This is a genomic window from Pinisolibacter sp. DMC19, from assembly GCF_056313985.1.
The window spans coordinates 257189-280707 of the sequence record NZ_JBQUZF010000001.1; the positions used below are offsets into that span (position 1 = coordinate 257189).

General features: G+C 69.0%; 17 protein-coding genes. 10 read left to right on the top strand and 7 right to left on the bottom strand.

Translation table 11 applies throughout. The features are described 5' to 3' along the window. Positions 1-82 precede the first annotated feature (82 nt). Together recG and ACT53U_RS01170 are read left to right on the top strand one after the other, a co-directional pair. On the top strand, positions 83-2188 hold the full coding sequence (gene recG, locus ACT53U_RS01165; RefSeq protein ID WP_476152039.1) for an ATP-dependent DNA helicase RecG: 2106 nt from the start codon (positions 83-85) through the stop codon (positions 2186-2188). A 17-nt stretch (positions 2189-2205) separates the two neighbouring features. Further along, complete coding sequence (locus ACT53U_RS01170) at positions 2206-2952, top strand: DUF1003 domain-containing protein (RefSeq protein ID WP_476152041.1); 747 nt, start codon at positions 2206-2208, stop codon at positions 2950-2952. Here ACT53U_RS01170 and ACT53U_RS01175 read toward each other — a convergent pair. Next, complete coding sequence (locus tag ACT53U_RS01175) at positions 2894-3604, bottom strand: DUF502 domain-containing protein (protein WP_476152043.1); 711 nt, start codon at positions 3602-3604, stop codon at positions 2894-2896. The two genes, ACT53U_RS01170 and ACT53U_RS01175, sit on opposite strands and share 59 nt — an antisense overlap. 396 nt (positions 3605-4000) lie before the next feature. On the opposite strand from ACT53U_RS01175, the gene ccoG reads away from it, so the two are divergent. After that, positions 4001-5470, top strand: coding sequence for a cytochrome c oxidase accessory protein CcoG (gene ccoG / locus ACT53U_RS01180; RefSeq protein WP_476152045.1), 1470 nt, complete (start codon positions 4001-4003; stop codon positions 5468-5470). Between the two features lie 127 nt (positions 5471-5597). Here the strand turns inward: ccoG and ACT53U_RS01185 are convergent, their stop codons facing one another. Further along, positions 5598-5999, bottom strand: a complete 402-nt coding sequence (locus ACT53U_RS01185) for a group II truncated hemoglobin (RefSeq protein WP_476152047.1) — start codon at positions 5997-5999, stop codon at positions 5598-5600. A 648-nt stretch (positions 6000-6647) separates the two neighbouring features. Here ACT53U_RS01185 and ACT53U_RS01190 point away from each other — a divergent pair. The 7 genes from ACT53U_RS01190 to ACT53U_RS01220 all read left to right on the top strand — a co-directional run bounded on the left by ACT53U_RS01190 (position 6648) and on the right by ACT53U_RS01220 (position 16731). Then, positions 6648-6959, top strand: coding sequence for a DUF485 domain-containing protein (locus ACT53U_RS01190; RefSeq protein WP_476152049.1), 312 nt, complete (start codon positions 6648-6650; stop codon positions 6957-6959). Next, a complete protein-coding gene (gene actP / locus ACT53U_RS01195; RefSeq protein ID WP_476152050.1) occupies positions 6959-8626 on the top strand; it encodes a cation/acetate symporter ActP in 1668 nt (555 codons plus the stop codon). Before ACT53U_RS01190 ends, actP begins: the two co-directional genes overlap by 1 nt. 167 nt (positions 8627-8793) lie before the next feature. Continuing rightward, a complete protein-coding gene (locus ACT53U_RS01200) occupies positions 8794-11661 on the top strand; it encodes a cache domain-containing protein (protein WP_476152052.1) in 2868 nt (955 codons plus the stop codon). Beyond that, positions 11661-12383 (top strand): response regulator transcription factor, encoded by a 723-nt coding sequence (locus tag ACT53U_RS01205; protein ID WP_476152053.1) that lies wholly within the window; start codon positions 11661-11663, stop codon positions 12381-12383. The genes ACT53U_RS01200 and ACT53U_RS01205 overlap by 1 nt, the downstream gene beginning before the upstream one ends. Before the next feature lie 171 nt (positions 12384-12554). Further along, positions 12555-14183, top strand: coding sequence for an acyl-CoA synthetase (locus ACT53U_RS01210; RefSeq protein WP_476152054.1), 1629 nt, complete (start codon positions 12555-12557; stop codon positions 14181-14183). A gap of 171 nt (positions 14184-14354) precedes the next feature. Continuing rightward, positions 14355-16142, top strand: coding sequence for an acyl-CoA dehydrogenase (locus ACT53U_RS01215; RefSeq protein WP_476152056.1), 1788 nt, complete (start codon positions 14355-14357; stop codon positions 16140-16142). Between the two features lie 103 nt (positions 16143-16245). Beyond that, positions 16246-16731, top strand: a complete 486-nt coding sequence (locus ACT53U_RS01220) for a hypothetical protein (protein WP_476152058.1) — start codon at positions 16246-16248, stop codon at positions 16729-16731. Here ACT53U_RS01220 and hflX read toward each other — a convergent pair. From hflX to ACT53U_RS01245, 5 genes are all read right to left on the bottom strand, one after another. Further along, on the bottom strand, positions 16713-18122 hold the full coding sequence (gene hflX, locus ACT53U_RS01225; RefSeq protein ID WP_476153033.1) for a GTPase HflX: 1410 nt from the start codon (positions 18120-18122) through the stop codon (positions 16713-16715). The two genes, ACT53U_RS01220 and hflX, sit on opposite strands and share 19 nt — an antisense overlap. 196 nt (positions 18123-18318) lie before the next feature. Further along, positions 18319-18558, bottom strand: a complete 240-nt coding sequence (gene hfq / locus ACT53U_RS01230; protein ID WP_476136733.1) for an RNA chaperone Hfq — start codon at positions 18556-18558, stop codon at positions 18319-18321. Positions 18559-18807: 249 nt separating this feature from the next. Further along, complete coding sequence (locus tag ACT53U_RS01235; RefSeq protein WP_476152060.1) at positions 18808-19671, bottom strand: D-amino-acid transaminase; 864 nt, start codon at positions 19669-19671, stop codon at positions 18808-18810. Positions 19672-19691: 20 nt separating this feature from the next. Beyond that, complete coding sequence (ntrX, locus tag ACT53U_RS01240; protein WP_476152062.1) at positions 19692-21059, bottom strand: nitrogen assimilation response regulator NtrX; 1368 nt, start codon at positions 21057-21059, stop codon at positions 19692-19694. A 6-nt stretch (positions 21060-21065) separates the two neighbouring features. Further along, entirely contained in the window at positions 21066-23447 is a 2382-nt protein-coding gene (locus ACT53U_RS01245; RefSeq protein ID WP_476152064.1) for a sensor histidine kinase NtrY-like, read from the bottom strand. Between the last annotated feature and the right edge of the window lie 72 nt (positions 23448-23519).

Here is a 23519-nt window from a genome sequence, read left to right on the forward strand (position 1 = left end):
GGGGCCGCATCGCCCCCTCCCCTCCGTCCGCCCTTCCTGCTAGAACATATCGAGAATCCACCGCGACCGCCCCCGAGGCTCCATGCGCCCCGAGATCCTGACGCCCCTCTTCGCCGGCCTGAAGGGCCTTCCCGGCATCGGGCCGAAGACGGCACCGCTGTGGAACCGGCTGGTCGGCGCGGACGTCGCCGGCGGCGAGGCGCGGGTGCTCGATCTCCTCTTCCACCTGCCGGTCTCGGTGATCGATCGCCGCAAGACGCCGAAGATCGGCGAGGCACCGGACGGCGAGATCGCCTCCATCCTCGTCACCGTCGCCCAGCATCGCCCGCCGCCGCGCGGCAGTCGTGCGCCCTGGAAGGTGATCGCCTTCGACGACACCGGCGACATGACGATCGTCTATTTCTCGCCGCGCGCCGACTGGCTGGCGAAGCTCTTCCCCGAGGGCGAGAAGCGCTGGGTGTCGGGGCGGATCGAGTGGTTCAACCGCTCGCCGCAGATGGTCCACCCCGACATCGTCGCGACCGAGGCCGAATTCGCGACGCTGCCGCTGGTCGAGCCGGTCTATCCGCAGACCGAAGGCATCTCGTCGCGTCAGATCGCCAAACAGGTCGCCCACGCCTTCGAACGCTTGGCCCCTCTGCCCGAATGGCAGGATGCGGATTGGTTGGCCAAGCAACGATACCCCGACTTCCGATCGGCGCTGGCGACCCTCCACCACCCCGAAGGCGCCATCGACGACGAGGCGCCATCGCCGGCGCGCGACCGCCTCGCCTACGACGAGCTCCTCGCCCAGCAACTGACGTTGGCGCTGGTGCGTGCCGATGCCCGCCGTCTGCCGAAGGAACCGCGGATCGCCACCGGCGCCCTCACCGACAAGATCCGCGACGCCCTGCCTTTCGAGCCGACCGGCGCGCAGGAGGCGGCGATCGCCGACATCCGCGCCGATCTCGCCCGGCCCGACCGCATGTTGCGCCTCTTGCAGGGCGACGTCGGCGCCGGCAAGACGCTGGTCGCGGTGATGGCGGCGGCGATGGCGGTCGAGACCGGCGGTCAGGCCGCGATCATGGCGCCGACCGATCTTCTCGCCCGCCAGCATGCCCGCTCGCTCGCCCCCCTCGCCGAGGCCGCCGGCATCCGCTGGGCGATCCTGACGGCGCGCGAGAAGGGCAAGGAGCGCGAGGCGATCCTCGACGGCCTCGCCGCCGGCACGATCGACGTGCTGATCGGCACCCACGCGCTGTTTCAGGGACCGGTCGAATTCGCCGATCTGGCGCTGGCGGTCGTCGACGAACAGCACCGTTTCGGCGTCCATCAGCGCCTGGCGCTGACCTCCAAGGGCCGCTCGACCGATCTCCTGGTGATGACCGCGACGCCGATCCCGCGCACGCTGATGATGAGCTTCTTCGGCGATCTCGACGTGTCGCGCCTGATGGAGAAGCCCGCCGGCCGCCAGCCGATCGCCACCCGCCTCGCCTCGTCGGAGCGCATGGGCGAGATCGTCGAGAGCCTCGGCCGCGCCATCGCCAACGGCCAGAAGATCTACTGGATCTGCCCGCTGGTGGAGGAGAGCGAGGTCTCCGACCTCGCCGCCGCCTCCGAGCGCTTCGAGGATCTGACCCGCGCCCTCGGTCCGGTCGTCGGCCTCGTCCACGGCCGGATGAAGGCGGACGAGAAGGACGCCGCCATGCGCGCCTTCAAGGAGGGCGACACGCGGCTGCTGGTGGCCACCACCGTCGTCGAGGTCGGCGTCGACGTGCCGGACGCCACCATCATGGTGATCGAACACGCCGAGCGCTTCGGCCTCGCCCAGCTCCACCAGTTGCGCGGCCGGGTCGGACGCGGCAGCGAGGCCTCCTCCTGCCTCCTCGTCTACAAGGGCCCGCTCGGCGAGACCGCCAAGGCGCGGCTCGAGATCATGCGCTCGACCGACGACGGTTTCGTCATCGCCGAGGAGGACCTGAAGCTGCGCGGTGGCGGCGACGTGCTCGGCACCCGGCAATCGGGGCTCCCCGGTTTCCGCATCGCCCGGCTCGACCGCCACGGCGACCTGCTCGAGGCGGCGCGCGACGACGCGCGCCTGATTCTCGCCCGCGACCCGGCCCTGCGTTCGCCACGGGGTGAAGCGCTGCGGGTTCTGCTCCATCTCTTCGATCAAGACCGCGGCATTCGCCTCGTCGAGGCCGGGTGACGCCGAGGAAGCCCACCATGACCGAACGTACCCCTGCCGAAGATCCGGCTGCCTTCGCGACCTGCGCTCTGACCGACGCCGTCCTGCCGCGCGGCGATCTGGTGCCGTTCTTCTCCCTCACCCCCGGCCTCGCCGACACGCTGCTGCGGGAGCGCCCCGGCCTCGCGCACGATGCCCTGCTGTCGCGCGCCGCCGTCGCCGAGCGCCGCGATCGCTACATCCGCGACATGCTGACGGCCGAACACGGCGAGCTGAACGAACTCGAGGCGCAGGTCGCCGCCTCCATCGCCCGCGCCGACACGATCTCTTCCGATGTCGCGGCCGAGTTCGCCGAAGTCCGCACGGTCGGTCAACGCATGGCCGACGTCGTCGCCTCGTTCGGCGGCTCGTGGACCTTCATTGCCCTCTTCGGCGCCGTCATGGTGGTGTGGATGGGCCTCAACGCCGCACTCTCCGCCCGCGCCTTCGACCCCTACCCGTTCATTCTGCTGAATCTGGTGCTCTCCTGCCTCGCCGCCGTCCAGGCGCCGATCATCATGATGAGCCAGAAGCGGCAGGAGGCGAAGGATCGCATGCGGTCGGAGAGCGACTATCGGGTCAACCTCAAGGCCGAGCTGGAGATCCGCCATCTCCACGAGAAGCTCGACCACATTCTGCAACACCAGTGGCAGCGGCTCGCCGAGATCCAGCAGATGCAGATCGAGATCATGCAGGATCGGCAGGCGACCCGACCTCCCGAGCCGGAGCCGCCCGCTCGGGCGTGACGATGCCGCCGGAGATCACCAGCTTGGCGCCGTCCTCGACGCTCATGGCGAGGATCCGCACTTGCGCCTTCGGCAGGAACATGACGTAGCCGCCGGTCGGGTTGGGCGTCGTCGGGATGAAGACGGTGAGCCAGTCGTCGATGCCGACCTCGGGCCGCTCGGCCGAGAGCCGCTCGGCGACCTCTCCCCTGGCCGGCCCCGAGACGAAGACCAGCGACCACACGCCCGCCCGCGGCCATTCGATCAGCCCGACCTCGCGGAACGACTGGTCGCGCGAGGAGACGAAGGTCTGGAAGATCTGCTTCAGCGTCCGATAGACCGGTCGGACGAAGGGCAGCCGGCCGACGAGATCCTCGCCGTAGGAGAGCAGCGTGCGGCCGACCAGCGAGGCGGTCAGCGCGCCGAGAAGGGTGATGCCGATCATCGCCACCAGGAGCCCGAACCCGGGCACGGCGAAGGGCAGATGGGTGTCGGGGTTCCAGGTCGCCGGGATCAGCGGCTTGACCGTCGCATCGACCCAGTCGAGGAAGCCACGCGCCAGATAGACGGTGATCGCCAAGGGGCCGACCACGACGAGACCGGTGACGAAGTGGTTGCGCAGTCGCGCCCGCCACGTCGTCTGGATCGGTGCGTCGTCGGATTTCTCGCTCATCGGCAAGCGCGCCCCGTGCCGGCGAAGCAACCGCCGCAGGGCCGACCCTAGCCGCCTTCGTCGCCGGATTGAACCCCGGATCGGCGATCCGGGGACGAGGTCTCGCAGAGATGCAATGGAGCCCTGCGGACAAGGCGTGTCTTCCTCCTCCCCTGCGCGGGAGAAGGTGGTCCGCAGGGTCGGATGAGGGGTGCCCGCCTCGGTCTCACGGCCCGCGCCGCCCCGCGAGCCCATCTGTCGCAGGGGTCGGTCGAAGGTGTGACTTGTGTCACGGTCAAAGTTGGATTTTATGTCCAACATATTTGATCTGGCGCATGGCTCGGAATCGTTCGAACCTGCACTGTCCGCCCGACCACCCCGCCCCGCGGGGGCACGAAACGTTCGGAGACGATCTCGATGGCCAAGGGTCCCGGCTTCGCGAAGCCCGCACCGCCGAAGGATGCATTCGAAGAAAGCTACTATCAGGAGCACATCAAGGTCTATCCGGCCGCCGTCCATGGTACGGTCCGGAAGGTCAAGTGGGCGATCCTGGTGACGCTGCTCGGCATCTACTACGTCATGCCCTTCATCCGCTGGGAACGTGGTCCCGGCCTGCCGAACCAGGCGGTGCTCGCCGACCTGCCCGGCCGGCGCTTCTACTTCTTCTTCGTCGAGATCTGGCCTCAGGAAGTCTACTACTTCACCGGCCTGCTGATCACCGCCGCCTTCACGCTGTTCCTGATGACCTCGATCGCCGGTCGCGTGTGGTGCGGTTATCTGTGCTGGCAGACGGTGTGGACCGACCTCTTCCTCGCCGTCGAACGCCTGATCGAAGGCGATCGACGCGAACGGATCAAGCTCGACGAAGGCCCGAAGAACGGCACCTATTTCGGCAAGAAGATCCTGAAGATGCTGTCCTGGGGCGTGATCGCCGCGGCGACCGGCGGTGCCTGGGTGCTCTATTTCGCCGATGCGCCGACGCTGATGAAGCAGATCTTCACCGGACAGGCGCCCTTCATCGCCTATCTGTGGATCGGCATCCTGACCTTCACGACCTGGTTCTTCGCCGGCTGGATGCGTGAGCAGACCTGCATCTACGTCTGCCCGTGGCCGCGCATTCAGGCCGCGATGACCGACGAATACGCGCTGAACGTCACCTACCGGGCCGATCGCGGCGAGCCGCGCGCCTCGGTCAAGGAAGGCAAGAAGCTCGCCGCCGCCGGCGAGCCGGTGGGCGACTGCGTCGACTGCTACCAGTGCGTCGCCGTCTGCCCGACCGGCACCGACATCCGCATGGGTTCGCAGCTCTCCTGCATCCAGTGCGGCCTGTGCATCGACGCCTGCACCTCGATCATGGAGAAGCTCGATCGTCCGACCGGCCTCATCGCCTACGACACGCCGATCAACTTCGACCGCCGCAAGGAAGGCCAGCCGCCGATCTACCAGATCGTCCGGGCGCGCACGATCCTCTACGCGGTGCTGATCACCGGCGTGCTGGGCTTCATGTCCTACACGTTCATCATGCGCGGCAACGCGGGTGTGAACATCCTGCACGACCGCAACCCGCTCTACGTGACCAACTCCGACGGTTCGGTGCGCAACGGCTACACCGTGCGCCTGCTCAACCGCGTCGGCCACGAACGGAACTTCACCCTCGCCGTCGAGGGCGTGCCGGAAGGCAGCCGCCTCGAGGTCGTCGGCATCGACCAGAACGTCGGCGGTCTGCCGCTGATCCACGTCGGCGCCGACACGACCCGCGAAGTCCGCGTCGCCGTGATCGTCTCCGGCGACAAGATCAAGGGCACGTCCGACGACGTCGTCTTCCGCATCACCTCGCAGGAAGACAAGGTCACCGCGACCGCCAAGGACTTCTTCAAGGCGCCCTGATCGACGCCCACGAAACGAAGACGCCGCCCCTCGGAGATCCCGAGCGGGCGGCGTTCTCGTCTCTGGAGGGGACGCTCGCGGTGCCGACCGACCGGGAAAGGCCCCTCCCCGATCGTGTCCCGCGGCCTCAGCCGCGGTTGCGCATGTGGAGGGCGAGCATCTCGATCTGCGGCAGGATGGCGGCGCGGGTGTCGGGATCGACGATCGTGTCGGCGAGCGCGGTGCGGAAGCACAGCATCCAGCCCTTGATCTCGTCCTCGCCGATCGGCGAGGTCAGGTGCCGGGCGCGCAGCATCGGCGCGCCGCGCTTCTCGACGAAGAGCTGCGGCCCGCCGAGCCAGCCGGAGAGGAACTCGAAGAACTTCTGCTCGCTGTCGGCGAGGCTCTCGGGATGGATCGCCCGCGCCGCCGCCGCCTGCGGATCGCTTTCCATCACCTCGTAGAAGCGCCGGGTGAAACGCCGGATGCCGTCTTCGCCGCCGAAACGGTCGTAGAGGCTGGGTTGCGGGGTGGTCTCGACCGACGACATGGCGCGATCTCCGGCTCGTGCTGACGTTTCGAACCATCGACCACGGTTCGCGTTCCGCTGCAAGTAGGTCGAATCCCGTCGAGGAGGTTCTCGACACTTCGTCGGGGGCTGCGAAGGAACGAGGCCCAGACCCGCCGCAGCACTCGACGCCGAACGCGCCGATCGCGCGCCTTCCATTACCGCAAGGACGCCGCCGCGGAGGCCGACCGCCCGCGCTTGCCGACCCGCACTTTCACCGACAATACCTTGATATGAAACGGAAACGCAGCGCATCGCCGATGCCCCGCCCCGCCCCGGCCTTCGCCCCGATCCGCCGACGCGCGCGGTCGCTCCTTCCCGGCCGTCACCGCCGCCTCGGCGTCGACCGTCGGCCCCGCCCGCGGCTGCAACAATTCGTTCGCAATTCGCAAAACCGACGCAAAACTTTCATGCGACCCCGCCCTCGGCCACACCCCGCCCGAGGCTGGACGACGTTCGTCCCGACGAGCGGCAACGGACCGAACGATCGCGACCGGGAGGGTCTCGATCGTCTCTTGGGGGATGCGGGTGCGGCCATGGAGGGCGGGACGACGTCCCGTCGGGAGGAAAGGTGCCGGGTCGCGCGTCCGTCGACGATCCCGTGCGCCTGCAAACGGGGGAGTGGACGCCATGTCCGGCTCGATTACCGAATTGGTCCGAGCGAATCCGAAATTCCAGGAGCTCAAGTCGAAGCGTGCGCGCTTCGCCTGGACGCTCGCGGCCATCGTTCTCGGCACCTACTACAGCTTCATGATGGTCGTGGCCTTCGCACCCAAGAGCCTCGTCGGCAAGATCGGCGAGGGCTGGACGCTGTCGATCGCCTTCCCGATCGTCGCCGTCATCATCGTCGGCTCGTGGATCCTGACCGGGGTCTACATCCGCCGCGCCAACGGCGAGTTCGAAGCCCTGACCCGAGACATCGTGAAGGAGGCCAAGTCGTGATGCGCCGCGCCCTTACCGCCGCCGCGCTTCTCGCGGCATCCACCCTCCCCGCGCTCGCCGCGGGCATCGAGGGCAAGGTCGAACAGCAGCCGATCAACTGGATCGCGATCGGCATGTTCGTCGCCTTCATCTTCATGACGCTCGGCATCACGTGGTGGGCGTCGAAGCGCACCCGCTCGGCGGCCGACTTCTACACCGCCGGCGGCGGCATCACCGGCATGCAGAACGGCTGGGCGATCGCCGGCGACTACATGTCGGCCGCGACCCTGCTCGGCCTGTCGTCGATGGTGTTCTCGTCGGGCTACGACGGCTATCTCTACGCCACCGGCTTCTTCGTCGGCTGGCCGGTGATCATGTTCCTGCTCGCCGAGCGCCTGCGCAATCTCGGCAAGTTCACCTTCGCCGACATCGCCTCCTACCGCCTCGACAAGACCAAGGTGCGCACCTTCGCCGCCGTCGGCTCGCTGACGGTGGTGTGCTTCTACCTGATCGTCCAGATGGTCGGCGCCGGCCAGCTGATCCAGCTCTTGTTCGGCCTGCCCTACAACTACGCCGTCGTTCTCGTCGGCGTGCTGATGATCGTCTACGTGACCTTCGGCGGCATGGTGGCGACCACCTGGGTGCAGATCATCAAGGCCGGCCTGCTGCTCTTCGGCGGCACGGTCCTCTTCGTCCTGTCGCTGTTCAAGCTCGGCTTCTCGATCGACGGCATCGCCGCCCAGGCGGTCGCCGCGCGCGGCGTCGCCGGCGATGCGCTGATGGGTCCCGGCAAGCTGCTGGCCGATCCGGTGACCGCGGTGTCGCTGTCGCTCGGTCTGGTCTTCGGCAATGCCGGCCTGCCGCACATCATGATGCGCTTCTTCACCGTCCCCAACGCGCAGGAGGCCCGCAAGTCCGTGTTCGTCGCGACCGGTCTGATCGGCTTCTTCTTCCTCATCGTCTGCACCGTCGGTCTCGCCGCCGTCTCGATCGTCGGCACCGACCCGCAGTTCTTCGAGGGCGGCAAGGTCGGCGGCAAGCTGATCGGCGGCTCCAACATGCCGATCATGCACCTCGCCAAGGCGCTCGGCGGCGACGTCTTCCTCGGCTTCCTGTCGGCGGTGGCCTTCGCCACCATCCTGGCGGTGGTCGCGGGTCTCGCGCTCGCCGGTGCGTCCGCCATCGCCCACGATCTCTATGCCGGCGTCATCGCCAAGGGCACGGCGACGGAAGCCTCGGAGATGCGCATCTCCAAGATCTCGACCGTCGCCATCGGCATCGTCGCGATCTTCCTCGGCATCGCCTTCAAGGACCAGAACGTCGCCTTCCTCGTGGCGCTCGCCTTCGGCGTCGCGGCCTCGGTGAACTTCCCCGTGCTGCTCCTGTCGATGTACTGGCGCGGCCTGACCACCAACGGCGCTCTGGCGGGCGGCATCGCCGGCCTCGTCTCGGCGGTGACGCTGGTGATCCTGTCGCCGGCAGTGTGGGTCAAGGTGCTCGGCAACGCGAGTGCGATCTTCCCGATCGACCATCCGGCGCTGTTCTCGATGACCGCGGCCTTCCTCGTCGCCTTCGTGGTGTCGAAGCTCGACAACTCGGCCGCCGCCAAGGCGGAGGCAGCCGCCTTCGACGAGCAGGACGTCCGTGCCGAGACCGGCATCGGCGCCGCCTCGGCGAGCCTGCACTGATCGGCGGCTCCGTCCGCACGACGCCATCGGCCGGCGCGGGGTTCCTCGCGCCGGTCGTTCCTCGAAGGCAGGGCCCCCTGTCCCGCCCGACCGCCCTTGCACCCCCGCCGCCCCGCCGTCATGGTGAGCGCCGGGCCGCCTCCCCCCGACCGCGCCCGGAAGGTGTCATGGTCAAGTCCCGCCTGTTCCTCGAGATCTTTTCGGCGCTGATGCTGGTCGTCGCCGTGCTCGCGGGCGCGGTGTGGCTCTTCACCGTGCCGATGGTCGAGCGCAAGGCCTACGAGATCGAGATGGCGGCGGGTCGCACCATCCTCGACAACGTCTTCGAGATGGCCTCCAAGATGGCCGGCCGCCTAGACGAGACCCGCGACATCACGCTGAAGTCCTTCGAAGGCCAGCTGCGCGCCGCCGTGTCGCTCGCCGTCGCGCTGATCGAGGGCGTCGAGGCCCGCCGCGCCCGCGGCGAGATCTCCGCCGCCGAGGCCGGTCGCCTCGCCTTCGACACGCTGCGCACCATCAAGTGGGGCAACGACGACTACATCTGGGTGTCGGACTACGCCTCGCGCATCCTCTCCCACCCCGATCCGCGCTGGCACGGCCGCAGCGTCGCCGACGTCAAAGACGAGACCGGAGAGACCATCATCCCGCGCGTCATCGAGGTGGCGCGGCATGCCGGCGAAGGCTCGACGATCTACGACTGGACCCGCCTCGGGGCGACCAAGCCGTCGCGCAAACTGTCCTATTTCCGCGATCTGCCGGCACTCGGCATCGTCGTCGGCGCCGGCGCCTGGCTCGACGACATCGACGCCGAGGTCGAACGCCGCCGCGTCGGCGCGATCGACGACATGCGCCGTGCGCTGCGCGAGATCCGCATCGCCCGCACCGGCTACGCCTACATCTTCGACGCGTCGAACAACATGATCATCCACCCCAACGCCAACATCGAGGGGACGGAGTTCACCGCCCGCAACGATCCGGCGACGGGGCGGCCGATCGCCGAGGAACTGCGCGCCGTCGCCGACGCCGACAGGCCGCTGCACTACCTCTGGGACAAGCCGTCCGACCCAGGCAACTACGTCTACGAGAAGATCTCCTGGGTCCGGCACTTCAAGGAATTCGACTGGTACATCGCCTCCTCGGTCTACGTGGAGGAGCTGAAGTCCTCGTCCGTGGTCCTGTCGCGCCGTATTCTGGCGATCACCGCCGGCGTCGCCCTCATCGCCGCCCTCGTCGCCGGCTTCGGCATCTGGCATCTGGTCGAGCCGTTGCGCCGCCTCGCCGACACCGCGGCGCGCGTCTCCGGCGGCGACCTCGCGGTCGAGACCGGCATCCGCCGCTCCGACGAGATCGGCGTGCTGGCCTCCGCCTTCGACGCCATGGTCGCCCGCGTCCGCGAGAACGTCGGCGCGCTGGAAGGCCGGGTGCGCGAACGCACCGCCGAACTGGAGAGCGCCAACACCCGCCTCGCCGCGTCCGCGAGCGCCGAACAGCAGAGCCGCGCCGCCCTTGCCGAGGTCGAGGCCCGCCAGCGGTTGATCCTCGACGCCATCCCGGCGGCGATCGCCTATCTCGACGCCGACGAGACCTTCCGTTTCGTCAACCGCGCCTGGAGCGAGCTGATGGGCCGCCCGAAGGAGGCGATCGTCGGCGCGCCGCTGGTCTCGATCCTCGGCCGCTCCGCCTATGCCGCGATCACCGCACCGCTCGCCCGCACCCGTCTGGGTGAAGTGGCGATGCTCGAATATGCCTTCACCCCCCGCGACGGTCGCCGCACCGTCACCGCCAACACGCTGATCCCGCAGATCGGCGCCGACGGCGCGGTGATCGGCTGCTTCGTGCTGACCCGCGACGTCACCGACGAGCGCGAGACCGAGCGGCGCATCTTCGAGGCCGAGCATCTGAAGGCGATCGGGGAACTCTCCGGTTCGCTCGCCCACGACTTCAACAACCTGCTCGCCATCATCATCGGCAATCTCGCGACCGCCCGCGAGAAATACGCCGATGTCGACGGCTTCGTCGCCTATGTGGCGCCGGCCGAACGCGCGGCGCGGCGCGGCGCCGACCTCACCTCGCGCCTCCTCTCCTTCGCCCGCCGCCAGCCGCTGCGCTCCGAGCGGGTCGAGGTCGCCTCGCTGCTGGCCGAGACGACGACGCTGCTGCGCCGCTCGCTCCCCCACACCATCGACATCGCGCTCGAGGCGGAACGCGGCCGACACGACTTCTGGATCCTGTCGGACCACGTCCAGCTCGAACGCGCCGTGGTCAATCTGGCGCTCAACGCCCGCGACGCCATGCCCGAAGGCGGCCACATCCGCCTCGTCTGCCGCCGTCTGCCCGAGGGCGAGACCGAGGGCTGGGACGAGCCGGTGCCGCCCGGGCGCTGGATCGAGGTGGCGGTCGCCGACGACGGCGCGGGCTTCCCGGAAGGCGCGCTCGCCCATGCCTTCGAGCCCTTCTTCACCACCAAGAAGACCGGCTCGGGGCTCGGCCTCGCCATGGTCTGGGGCTTCGTCAAACAGAGCCACGGCTACATCCGCATCCGCTCCGAGAAGGGCGCTGGCGCCACCGTCGCCATGCTCTTCGCCGAGACCGACCCCGCCCCCGACGCGCCGCCGATCGACGCCGCCGCCTCCGACGGCGAGGCGCTCTTCCCCGGCATGATGGCGCTGGTGGTGGAAGACGACGACGACGTCCGCCGCGTGGTGCTCGAGCAGATGATCGGCCTCGGCTTCTCGGTGATCGAGGCGGAGAGCGGCGAGGAGGCCCTCAGCCTGATCTCCGGCATCGCCGACATCCGGGTGGTCGTCTCCGACGTGGTGATGCCGGGGATCTCCGGCCTCGACCTCGCCCGCCGGCTGACCAAGGAGCGGCCGGAGATCGCCGTCGTCCTCGTCACCGGTTATGCCCGCGGCGAGACGCCGACCGATCTCACCGACGTTCCGATCTTGACCAAGCCTTGGGAAAAGGCCGATCTCGTCGACGCGCTGGCCTCGGCCATCCGCGCCCGCGGCGACGACGACAGGGAGCGCGTCTGATGAAGAAGCGGATCTATCTGGTCGACGACGATCCCGACATCTGCGAGGTCGTGCGCGGTCTGCTCGAGACCTACGGCTATCAGGTCGCGACCTTCGGCACCGGCCGCGACGCCCGTCAGGCGATCCGCCGCGAGGCGCCCGATCTGCTGGTCGTCGACCTCGCCCTGCCCGACATGAACGGCCTCGACATCGTCCGCGAGAGCTGGAACGACGTCCGCTTCGGCCTCGTCGTGTTGACCGGCCGCGCCGAGGTCTCCGACCGTGTCCTCGGCCTCGAACTCGGCGCCGACGACTACATCGTCAAACCCTTCGAGCCGCGCGAACTCGTCGCCCGCATCGGTGCCGTGCTGCGCCGTCACGATCAGCTCGTCACGGCGGCCGCTTCCGCCGATCAGGCCCGCGCCACCTTCGGCCCCTGGACCTTCGACGTCGGCAACCTGACGCTGACCCGCGAGGACGGAAGGGTCGAGAACCTCACCGCCGCCGAGGCGCAGCTGATGCTGATGTTCGCCCGCGCGCCCAATCGGGTTCTGTCGCGCGAGCAGCTGCAGGCCGACGGCGACGACGGCGACGACTTCCCCTACGAACGGTCCATCGACGTCCGCATCTCGCGTCTGCGAAAAAAGATCGAGATCGATCCGCGCAAGCCGCAGTTGATCAAGACGGTCTACGGTGCAGGATATGTGCTCGCCAAGGACGTCGGCTGGTCGAAGACGCGCTGAGCGCGTGGCCGGCGGGGGGCGCCGGACGGTCTAAGACCTATGGACCGGCCGTTGCAACAATCGGTTCACATTCGGACAGCATTGCGCAAAATCGCGTTGCTAGCGTCCGAACCAAAGAGGATCCCCGCGGTCGACCCCGGTCGCGAGCGGGAGAACGAGGAGGAAAGCCGAGTGACCGCGCGCAACCCCTACGAGCTCGATCTCGAGCAGAACGCCGCGAATTTCGTGGCGCTGTCGCCGCTCACCTATCTCGAGCGCTCCGCCGCGATCTGGCCGACCAGGACGGCCGTCATCCACGGCACCCTGCGTCGCACCTGGGCCGAGACCGCCGCGCGCTGCCGCCGCCTCGCCTCCGGCCTCGCCGCGATGGGCTTCGCCAAGGGCACCACCATCGCCTTCCTCGCCGCCAACACGCCCGAGCTCTTCGAGGCGCATTTCGGCGTGCCTCTGATGGGCGGCGTGCTGAACGCCATCAACACCCGCCTCGACGCCGAGGCGATCGCCTTCATCCTGAACCACGGCGAGGCGCCGATCGTCTTCGTCGACCGCGAGTTCTCCAAGGTCGCCAAGGCGGCGATCGCCGAACTCGGCCGTCCGATCACCGTCGTCGACATCGACGACCCACAGTACGAGGGCGGCGAGCTGATCGGCTCGATGACCTACGAGGACGTGCTGGCGAAGGGCGATCCGGAGGCCCCGTGGACCTTCCCGACCGACGAGTGGCAGGCGATCGCGCTGAACTACACCTCGGGCACGACCGGCAACCCGAAGGGCGTCGTCTATCATCACCGCGGTGCCTATCTGAACGCCGTCTCCAACGCGCTCTCCTGGAACCTCGGCGACGACACGGTCTATCTCTGGACCCTGCCGATGTTCCACTGCAACGGCTGGTGCTTCCCCTGGACCATGGCGGTGGTCGCCGGCACCTCGGTCTGCCTGCGCGCCGTCCGCGTCGACCGCATCTACGACGCCATCGCCACCGAGCGCGTCACCCACTTCTGCGGCGCGCCGATCGTCCTCAACCTGATCAACAACGCCCCTGCCGCCCTCAAGGAGAAGGTCTCCCACTCCGTCAAGGCGATGGTCGCCGGCGCCGCGCCGCCGGCCGCCGTCATCGCCGGCATGGAGCGCATGGGCTGGGACGTCACCCACGTCTACGGCCTGACCGAGGTCTACGGCCCCACCATGCTCAACGTCTGGAAGGACGAGTGGAAGGGCCTCGAGATCGACGAGAAGGCGGCGATCAAGGCCCGTCAGGGCGTGCGCGGGCCGATGCTCGAGGGCGTCATGGTCGCCGATCCGACGACGCTCGAACCGGTGCCGAAGAACGGCCGGACGATGGGCGAGATCTTCATGCGCGGCAACAACGTGATGAAGGGCTATCTCAAGAACGCCAAGGCCACCCGCGAGGCCTTCGAGGGCGGCTGGTTCCACACCGGCGACCTCGCCGTCTGGCACGCCGACGGCTACGTCGAGATCAAGGACCGCTCCAAGGACATCATCATCTCGGGCGGCGAGAACATCTCCTCGATCGAGGTCGAGGACGTGCTCTACAAGCATCCCGACGTGCTGGAGGCCGCCGTCGTCGCCCGCCCCGACGAGAAGTGGGGCGAGACGCCCTGCGCCTTCGTCATGCTGAAGGACGGCGCCGAGACGACCGAGGCTCAGATGATCGAGTTCTGCCGCGCCCACATGGCCGGCTTCAAGGTGCCCAAGACCTTCGTCTTCGGCCCGCTGCCCAAGACCTCGACCGGCAAGATCCAGAAATTCATGCTGCGCAACCAGGCCAAGGAGATCTGAGGCCGACCGCGCGTCGCCGGGGCGGTCGCCGCCCCGGTTCCGAGCTCCCGTGATCGATCGAGACGGCCGGCGGACCCGAAAGCCGCCGGCATCCCGTCCGATCGATCCGCGCCGGCGGTCTTCGCCGGCGCGTCTTTCTCACGCCCGAGGGCCTGCGCCCAGGAGACAGCCATGTCCGGCTATGCCGCGCCGATCCGTGACATCCGCTTCGTGCTCGATTCCGTCGTCGACCTCCCCGGCCTCGCGAACCTTCCCGGCTTCGAGGAGGCGACGCCCGATCTCGTCGCCTCGATCCTGGAGGAAGCCGGCAAGATCGCCGCCGACGTCGTCGCACCGCTGAACCGCGTCGGCGACGAGCAGGGCGCCGTCTGGGTCGACGGCGAGGTGACGACCGCCGAAGGCTGGAAGGACGCGTGGAACGCCCTCGTCGAAGGCGGCTGGAACGGCCTGCCCTTCTCCGCCGACCATGGCGGCATGGGGCTCCCCCATGTGCTGAACCTCGCGGTGCAGGAGATGTGGCAGTCGGCCAACATGGCCTTCGCCCTCTGCCCGATGCTGACGCAAGGCGCCGTCCATGCGCTCGAGCTCTTCGGCTCGGACGAGCAGAAGGCCAAGTACCTGCCGAACATGGTCGCCGGCACCTGGACCGGCACCATGAACCTGACCGAGCCGCAGGCCGGCTCCGACCTCGCCGCCGTCCGCTCCAAGGCGGTGCCGGAGGGCGACAGGTACCGGATCTCCGGCCAGAAGATCTTCATCACCTACGGCGAACAGGACCTGACGGAGAACATCGTCCATCTCGTTCTCGCCCGCCTGCCCGACGCCCCGCCCGGCGTGAAGGGCATCTCGCTCTTCCTGGTACCGAAGGTGCTGGTCGGCGACGACGGTTCGCTCGGTGAGAAGAACGACGTCGTCTGCGCCTCGATCGAGCACAAGCTCGGCATCCACGGTTCGCCCACCGCCGTCCTCGTCTTCGGCGAGAAGGGCGGCGCCCTCGGCGAGCTGATCGGCCTGCCGAACCGCGGCCTCGAATACATGTTCACGATGATGAACCACGCCCGCCTCAACGTCGGGCTCCAGGGTCTCGCCATCGCCGAACGCGCCCATCAGCAGGCCGTCGCCTATGCCCGCGAGCGCGTACAGGGCAAGCCGGTCGGCTGGACCGAGGCGAAGGTGCCGCCGATCGTCGCCCATTCCGACGTCGCCCGCATGCTGGTGTCGATGAAGAGCCGCATCGAGGCGATGCGCGGCCTGCTCTATGCCGTCGCAGCGAGCGGCGATCGTGCCCATGCCCACCCCGACGAGGCGGCGCGCAAGGCGGCGCAGTTCGAGGTCGATCTGCTGGTGCCGGTCGCCAAGGGCTGGTCGACCGAGACCGGCGTCGACATCGCCTCGCTCGGCGTCCAGATCCACGGCGGCATGGGCTACATCGAGGAGACGGGCGCCGCCCAGCACCTGCGCGACGCCCGCATCACCACGATCTACGAGGGCACCACGGCGATCCAGTCGAACGCACTGGTCGGCCGCGCCGTGCTGCGCGACGGCGGTCGCTCGGTCGACGCCTGGCTGGAGGCGCAGAACGCCGTCGCCGCGGCGCTCCTCGCCCGTCCGGCGCTCGCCGAGATCGGCGAGGCGCTCGCCTCGGCGCTCACCGCCACCCGAGCCGCCACCGTCTGGCTGGTCGAGGCGGCCGCGGCCGACATCCGCCTGCCGTTCGCCGCTTCGGTGCCCTATCTGATGGCCTTCGGCACGCTCGCCGGCGGCCTCCAGCTCGGCCGCGCCGCGCTCGCCGCCGAAGCGAAGATCACCGCGGGCGAGGATGGCGACGGCTGGTACGCCGGCCGCATCGCCATCGCACGCGCCTATTGCGGCCAGACGCTGCCGCGCGTCGACGCAGAATGGGCGACGATCCGCCAGTCGTCCGCGGCGGTGCTCGCGGTCGACGCAGGCCAACTCTGAGACGAGACGTCGGGGCGTGGCCGCGTTCGGCCCCGCCCCGGCACGATCACCGACCGTCCTTCATCGTGACGCCGCCCGGCCCGGGCCGGCGAAGGGGAAAGCCATGTTCTTCGTCGAAACGGTCCGCCCCGCGCCCCGTCGCCGTGTCGCCCCGGCGGTGACGCGGGAGGACGCCCGCCCGCTCGATCCCTTCGATCTCCTCGCCGTGGCGCTGCCGTCGCGCGGCTCCCGGGCGATCCCTGCGGTCTCCGACCACGCGCTCGCCGCGCGGCTCCGGATCGATCGCCAGACCATGACCAAGCTGCGCGCCAGCGGCCTCCTCGGTCGCGCGCGCACCGGCCGGGCTTGGCCGCACGACGCGCGGTCTGCGGCGCGCGTCGCGGCGATCCGCGATCTGATGCGGATGGGGGCGACGCTCGACGAACTCGTCGCCGTCGCCGAGGACGAGGGCCGCGACGCGCACGCCCGCGCGGTCGCGCTGATGGAACGGATCGAGGCCCGCATCGCCGACGAACTCGCCCGCCGCAGCGCCTTCGAGACGCTGCTGCGCGACCATGCCGCCGGGCGGTCTCAGGCGAGCGGGTCGTAGGGGACGGAGGCCGGGCGCTCTTCGTCGCGCCTGGGCTCGACCACGCGGCCACGCACCTCGCGGATGAAGCGGCCGGCGCGGGCGCGGAAATGGTCCAGCGTCTTGTCGGGCACCCGCAAGCGCAGCGACACCGACTCCTCGCCGTCGATCCGTTCGATCACTTCCGCGTTGCGATGGACCCAGGCGACCAGCTCGCCCTCCGCCACCGGCACCTCGATGCGGAAGACCGCGCGATCACGGTTGAGCCGATCCTCGATCAGCGCCAGCAGCGCGGCGAGCCCGTCGCCGCTCAGCGCCGAGACCGGCAGCGCCGTCGGCGCGTCGAGCGCGTCGCGGCTGCCTTCCTCGAGCAGCTTCGCACGATGGTCGGGATCGAGCTTGTCGATCTTGTTCCAGACCTCGATCATCCGATCGCGGTTCTGCGGATCCATGCCGAGCTGCGACAGCACGCCCTCGACGTCGGAGGCCTGCGCCGCCGTGTCCTCGTGGGCGATGTCGCGGACATGGAGGACGAGATCGGCCTCGATCACCTCTTCCAGCGTGGCGCGGAAGGCGGCGACCAGCGTCGTCGGCAGGTCCGAGACGAAGCCGACGGTGTCGGACAGGATGATGTCGCCGCCGTGCGGCAGCCGCACCTTGCGCAGCGTCGGATCGAGGGTGGCGAACAGCAGGTCCTTGGCGAAGACGTCGGCCTCGGTCAGCCGGTTGAACAGCGTCGACTTGCCGGCGTTGGTGTAGCCGACCAGCGCCACGACCGGGTGCGGCACCTTCTTGCGGTTCTTGCGATGGAGCGCGCGGGTGCGGGCGACCTGTTCGAGCTCGCGCTCGAGCTTGGCGATGCGCTCGGTCAGCATCCGCCGGTCGGCCTCGATCTGGGTCTCGCCCGGGCCGCCGAGGAAGCCGAAGCCGCCGCGCTGACGCTCGAGGTGGGTCCAGGAGCGGACGAGGCGGCTCTTCTGATAGTTGAGATGGGCGAGCTCGACCTGGAGCCGGCCCTCCTTGGTATGGGCGCGCTCGCCGAAGATCTCGAGGATGAGACCGGTGCGGTCGAGCACCTTGGCCTTCCATTCCTTCTCGAGATTGCGCTGCTGGATCGGCGTCAGCGGGTGATCGACCACGACGAGCTCGATCTTCTCCGCCTCGATGAGGGCCTGGGCCTCCTCGAGCTTGCCCTGACCGAGCAGCGTCGCCGGCCGTGCCTCGCGCAGCTTGACCGGGAAATCGCTCACCACCTCGAGTTCGATGGCGCGGGCAAGACCGATCGCCTCCTCGCGACGGGCGTCGAGCGACCGCGTGGCGGAAGGCGCATCCGCCCCCTCCCCGCGCGCCGGTCGTTCGGACCGCCACGGCACCACCACCAGTGTCCGGGTCGGAGCCTTGTCGCGCGCCACACTGCGGCGCGCACGCGCATTGCGCGGCTCGTGACCGTCGTCTTCGCCGGCACCCTCGAAGGGGCCGTCTTCATCATCGATGTCGATCAAGTGTCTCGTCGCTTCGGGGTGCGGAACCGCCGCGGGAAGCGCGCACGATCCCGCAACGCGCTTCGCCGATCAAGCCCCATTCGGCGGGGCGGGGAACAATCCGCGATCAGCCCTCTTCCGCCGGCTCGAAGAGCTGGACGGGGCCACCCGGCATGACGGTCGAGATCGCATGCTTGTAGACCAGCTGCGAATGACCGTCCCGGCGCAGCAGGACGCAGAAGTTGTCGAACCAGGTGACGACGCCCTGGAGCTTGACGCCGTTGATCAGGAAGATCGTCACGGGCGTCTTGTTCTTGCGAACGTAGTTGAGGAACGTGTCCTGAAGATTGGGAGCGCGATCCGCCATAGTTGGTGACCTCTTTTCTTGGTGTTGCGAGGCTCCCGCTTCGTGGGCGAACGGGTAGGCCCGCGTCGGAAGACGCGGACGCCTCGGGTCTGCAGTTCATGATAGACGGAACCGATCGGCCCCGAACAGTGCCACGCCTCGCCGCATGACCAAACTTTGCGCATGGGTGTCGCCCCCGCCACACCTGTGACGCATATGCCACGGGTGACGTTGCGACTTTCCGCGCGGAAGGCCGGCGGCGGCCGAAGCTCAGAGCGGCACGCGCTCGACCGATTCGTGGAAGGCCCGGCGCAGCGCCAGTGCGGTCTCGCCGGGATGGCCGTTGCCGACGGTCGCCCCGTCGATCGTCACGACCGGCATGACCAGCGTTGTCGCCGCCGAGATGAAGGCCTCCTTGGCGGCCTTGGCCTCGTCGACGCCGAAGGCGCGTTCCTCGACCGTCAGACCGAGCGACGCGGCGACCTTGAGGAGCACCGTGCGGGTGATGCCGCGCAGGATACCGGTCTCGGCCGGGCGGGTGACGAGCTTGCCGTCCTTGGTGACGATCCAGGCGTTGGTCGACGAACCCTCGGTGACGAGGCCCGACGCGTCGACGAACCACGCCTCCTTGGCGCCGGCCTGCTTGGCCGTCTCCTTGGCCATGCAGTTGGGCAGGAGGCCGACGGTCTTGATGTCGACGCGGCTCCAGCGGTTGTCGGGCACGGTGACGACGGCGATGCCCTTCTCGGCCTGGGCCTCCGCCTTGGAGCGGTCGTGCGGCTTGGCGGTCATGACGACGGTCGGCGGCAGGTCGGCCGGCGGGAAGGCATGATCGCGCGGCCAGACGCCGCGCGAGACCTGGACGTAGACGCCGCCGTTCTTGACGCGGTTGCGCTTGGCGGTCTCGCGCATGACGATCAGCAGCGCGGCGCGGCTCATCGGCATGCGGATCGACAGTTCGCGCAGCGAGCGCTCGAGCCGGTCGAGATGGAGCCCGGAGTCGATGACGAAGCCGTCGCGGATCTCGCAGACCTCGTAGACCGCGTCGGCGAACTGATAGCCGCGGTCGTCGATCGAGACGGCGGCGTTCGCGTGGGGCAGGTAGCGGCCGTTCACGTAGGCGATGCGGGTCATGATCCACTCCGGTCGGGGCGTCAGTTGACGCCGAGGGACTTCAGCTTGCGATGGAGCGCCGAGCGCTCCATGCCGACGAACTCGGCGGTACGCGAGATGTTGCCGCCGAAGCGGTTGATCTGCGCCACCAGATATTCTCGCTCGAAGATCTCGCGTGCGTCGCGCAGGGGCAAGCTCATGAGATGCTCGCCTCCCGTGGACGAGGGTAGCGCCGGAAGCATGGCACCGATCTCGGCCGGCAGCAGGTCGGCGGTGATGACCGCATCCTCCTCGCCGCGGGTCAGGATCATCAGCCGCTCGACGTTGTTCCTGAGCTGGCGAATGTTGCCCGGCCAGTCGTGCGCCTGCAGCACCGCCATGGCGTCGTCGCCGATCTTGCGGATCGGCAGACCGGCCGTGCGCGACAGCTGTTCCATGAAGTGGCGGACGAGATGGGGGATGTCGTCGCGCCGCTCGGCGAGCGAGGGCACGCGGATCGGCACCACGGCGAGGCGGTGGAAGAGGTCTTCGCGGAAGCGCCCGTCCTGGATCTCGCGCGGCAGATCGCGGGCGGTCGAGGAGACGACGCGCACGTCGACCTGCACCTTCACCGAACCGCCGACGCGGGTGAACGACTGTTCGACCAGCACCCGCAGGATCTTCGACTGGGTCTCGCGCGGCATGTCGGCGACCTCGTCGAGGTAGAGCGTGCCGCCGTGGGCCTCCTCGAGCGCGCCGATCTTGCGGTTGGAGCCGCCGTCCTGCTCGGTGCCGAAGAGCTCCATCTCCATCCGCTCGGGCGTGATCGCCGCGGCGTTGAGGACGACGAAGGGCCCCTTGGCGCGCAGCGAGGTCTGGTGCAGCAGCCGCGCCGCCAGTTCCTTGCCCGAGCCCGACGGGCCGGTGATCAGCACCCGGCTGTTGGTCGGCGCGATCCGTTCGATCTGCTGGCGCAGCTGATTGACGGTCGTGGAGCTGCCGAGCAGTTCCTGCGTGTCGATCGAGCGTTCGCGCAGTTCCTTCACTTCGCGCTTGAGCTTGGAGGCTTCCAGCGCCCGCTCGGCGATGAGGATCAGGCGATCGGCCTTGAACGGCTTCTCGATGTAGTCGTAGGCGCCGCGCTTGATCGCCGAGACGGCGGTCTCGACATTGCCGTGGCCGGAGATGATGACGACCGGCAGGTCGGGGTGCTGGCGCTTGATCACGTCGAGCAGCGCCAGACCGTCGAGCCGGCTCTGCTGCATCCAGATGTCGAGGAAGATCAGCGTCGGCCGGCGGTTCTCGATCGCCGCCAGGCATTCGTCGGAGTTGGAGGCGAGCCGCGTGCCGTGGCCCTCGTCCTCGAGAATGCCGGCGATCAGTTCGCGAATGTCACGTTCGTCGTCGACGATCAGAATGTCGGAGGCCATGGCCGGTCACTTCGTTTTCGTTGTCGTTGTCGCGATGTCGGATTGCGTCGAGGCGTCGAGCCCGTCGGGCGGCGGATCGGGGGGCGCCGCCGCCCCCGCCCCGTCCGCGGCCTCCCCGGACGGCGCGACCTCCGGCGGCGGCATCTCCGGCAGCGGCACGGCGTCCCGCGCCGTCTCGGGTTCGGCCGGCAGCGTCAGGCGCACCATGGCGCCGCGTCCGCCGTGGGCGACCGCCGGCGCGTCGACCAGTTCGATGCGGCCGCCGTGGTCCTCGAGGATCTTGCGGACGATGGCGAGGCCGAGGCCGGTGCCCTTCTCCCGCGTCGTGACATAGGGCTCGAGCAGGCGATGGCGGTTCTCGGACGGCAGACCGATGCCGTTGTCGATCACCTCGACTACCACCATCTCGCCGTCGCGCCGGATCGCCGCCTCGACGGTGCCGCGCCCGCGCTGGTCGTCGGGCACCGCCTCGATCGCCTCGCAGGCGTTCTTGACGAGGTTGGCGAAGGCCTGCAGCAGCAGGCGATGGTCGTACTGACCCCAGATCGGCTCGTCGGGCAGACGGGTGACGAAGTCGACGTCGGCGGCGGCGACCGAGCGCAGGAACACCGCCTCGCGCAGCGCCTCGACCAGATCGGCGCGCACCAGCTGCGGCTTGGGCATGCGGGCGAAGGACGAGAACTCGTTGACCATCCGCTCGATGTCGCCGACCTGACGGATGATCGTGTCGATGCAGCGATCGAAGACCTCGTGGTCGTCGGCGACCACCTTGCCGTAGCGCCGGCGCAGCCGCTCGGCCGAGAGCTGGATCGGCGTCAACGGGTTCTTGATCTCGTGGGCGATGCGGCGGGCGACGTCGGCCCAGGCCGAGGACCGCTGCGCCGAGACGAGGTCGGTGATGTCGTCGAGGGTGACGACGAAGCGCCGGCCGGCGGGGTCGGAGGCTTCCGAGGTGATGCGGACGTTGACCGTCAGCTCGCGCCCGGCCCTGAGCAGCGACACCTGCCCCTGGTGAATGGCCGTGGTCGGCTCGTCGAGCGCCTCCTCGAGAATGACCGCCACCTCCGGCACCGCCTCGACGAGGCGGCGGCCCATCAGGTCTTCCTCGATCGTCGCGAGCAGCTTCTCGGCCGAGCGGTTGACCAGCGTGATGCGGCCCGAGGCGTCGACGCCGAGCACGCCGGCGGTGACGCCCGACAGCACGGCCTCGGTGAAACGACGGCGGCTGTCGATCTGGTCCTTGGCGGCGATCAGCTCGGCGCGCTGGCCGCGCAGCTCGTTGGTCATGGTGTTGAAGGTCTCGGCCAGATGGGCGAGATCGCCCTCCTTGCGCCGGACCGGCACCTGCACCGCGAGATGACCCTTGGAGACGTAGTCGGCGGCCAGAATCAGCCGGCGGATCGGCGAGACGAGGCGATTGGCGAAGCCGATGCCGATCCAGATCGCCGCGATCATGAAGATCAGCGACACGCCGACGAAGATCAGCGCGAAGGCGAGCTGCGAGCCGAAACGCGTCTGGTCGAGCTGGCGATAGTCGGCGACCGCCTCCTTGGCCTGACGCAGCGGCCCCAGCACCTTCGGATCGAGCGGCCGGGTGATGTAGAGGAACTGGTCGTTCCAGCCCTCGAGCTTGATGATGACGCCGACCTGATTGGTCTGGCCGGGGGTGATGACGACCGGCTCGCCGTCGTCGGCCTGGGCGAAGGCCTCGGGCGGTGGCATCTGGATCTCGGCCCAGTCCGAGACGATGACGGTCCGGGTCAGCACCGTGCCGTCCTTCTCCAGGATGAAGGCCGCGGGCAGGCCGCGGACCTGCGCCTGCGCCACCATCACGCCGTCGAAGCGGTCGGGCTCGGTGTCGTAGAGCTCCTTGGCGCGGGCGACGTCGGTCGCCATGGCGATGGCGTCGGAGCGGATGGCGCGGGCGTGTTCGGAGAGATAGGCGTTGCCGACCATCGCCGCGCTGTCGACGATCAGGCGCGTGCGCTCCTCGAACCAGCGATCGAGACCGCGGTCGAGGGTGATCGAGGCGAGCACCGCGACCAGCAGCGCCGGCGCCGCGGCGACCGCGGTGAAGGCGCCGATGACGCGCAGATGCAGCCGCGCCGCCGCCCGGCCGGCCGCCCAGGCCCGCCACAGCCCGACCAGCTCCAGGCCGATCAGCCCGAGCAGCAGGCACATGAAGATGCCGTTGACGACATAGGTCGCGTAGACCGTCTTGGCGGTCGGGACAATCCGCGTCATGCCGGTCAGGATGGCGAAGGACACCACGACGGTGACCAGCGCGGCCACGGTCAGCGCCAGACCGATGCGTCGAACCGGTCGCGAGCGATCGCCCACCGGCACGGCCGTCGCCTTCTGGATGGTCAGAATGGTCTGTTGATCCACGCGCACCCTCGGTCTGGCCGCCCGCTCGCCTCTTGGAGGCCGAGTCGGCGATTGACCTTCCTGTCATCGGTC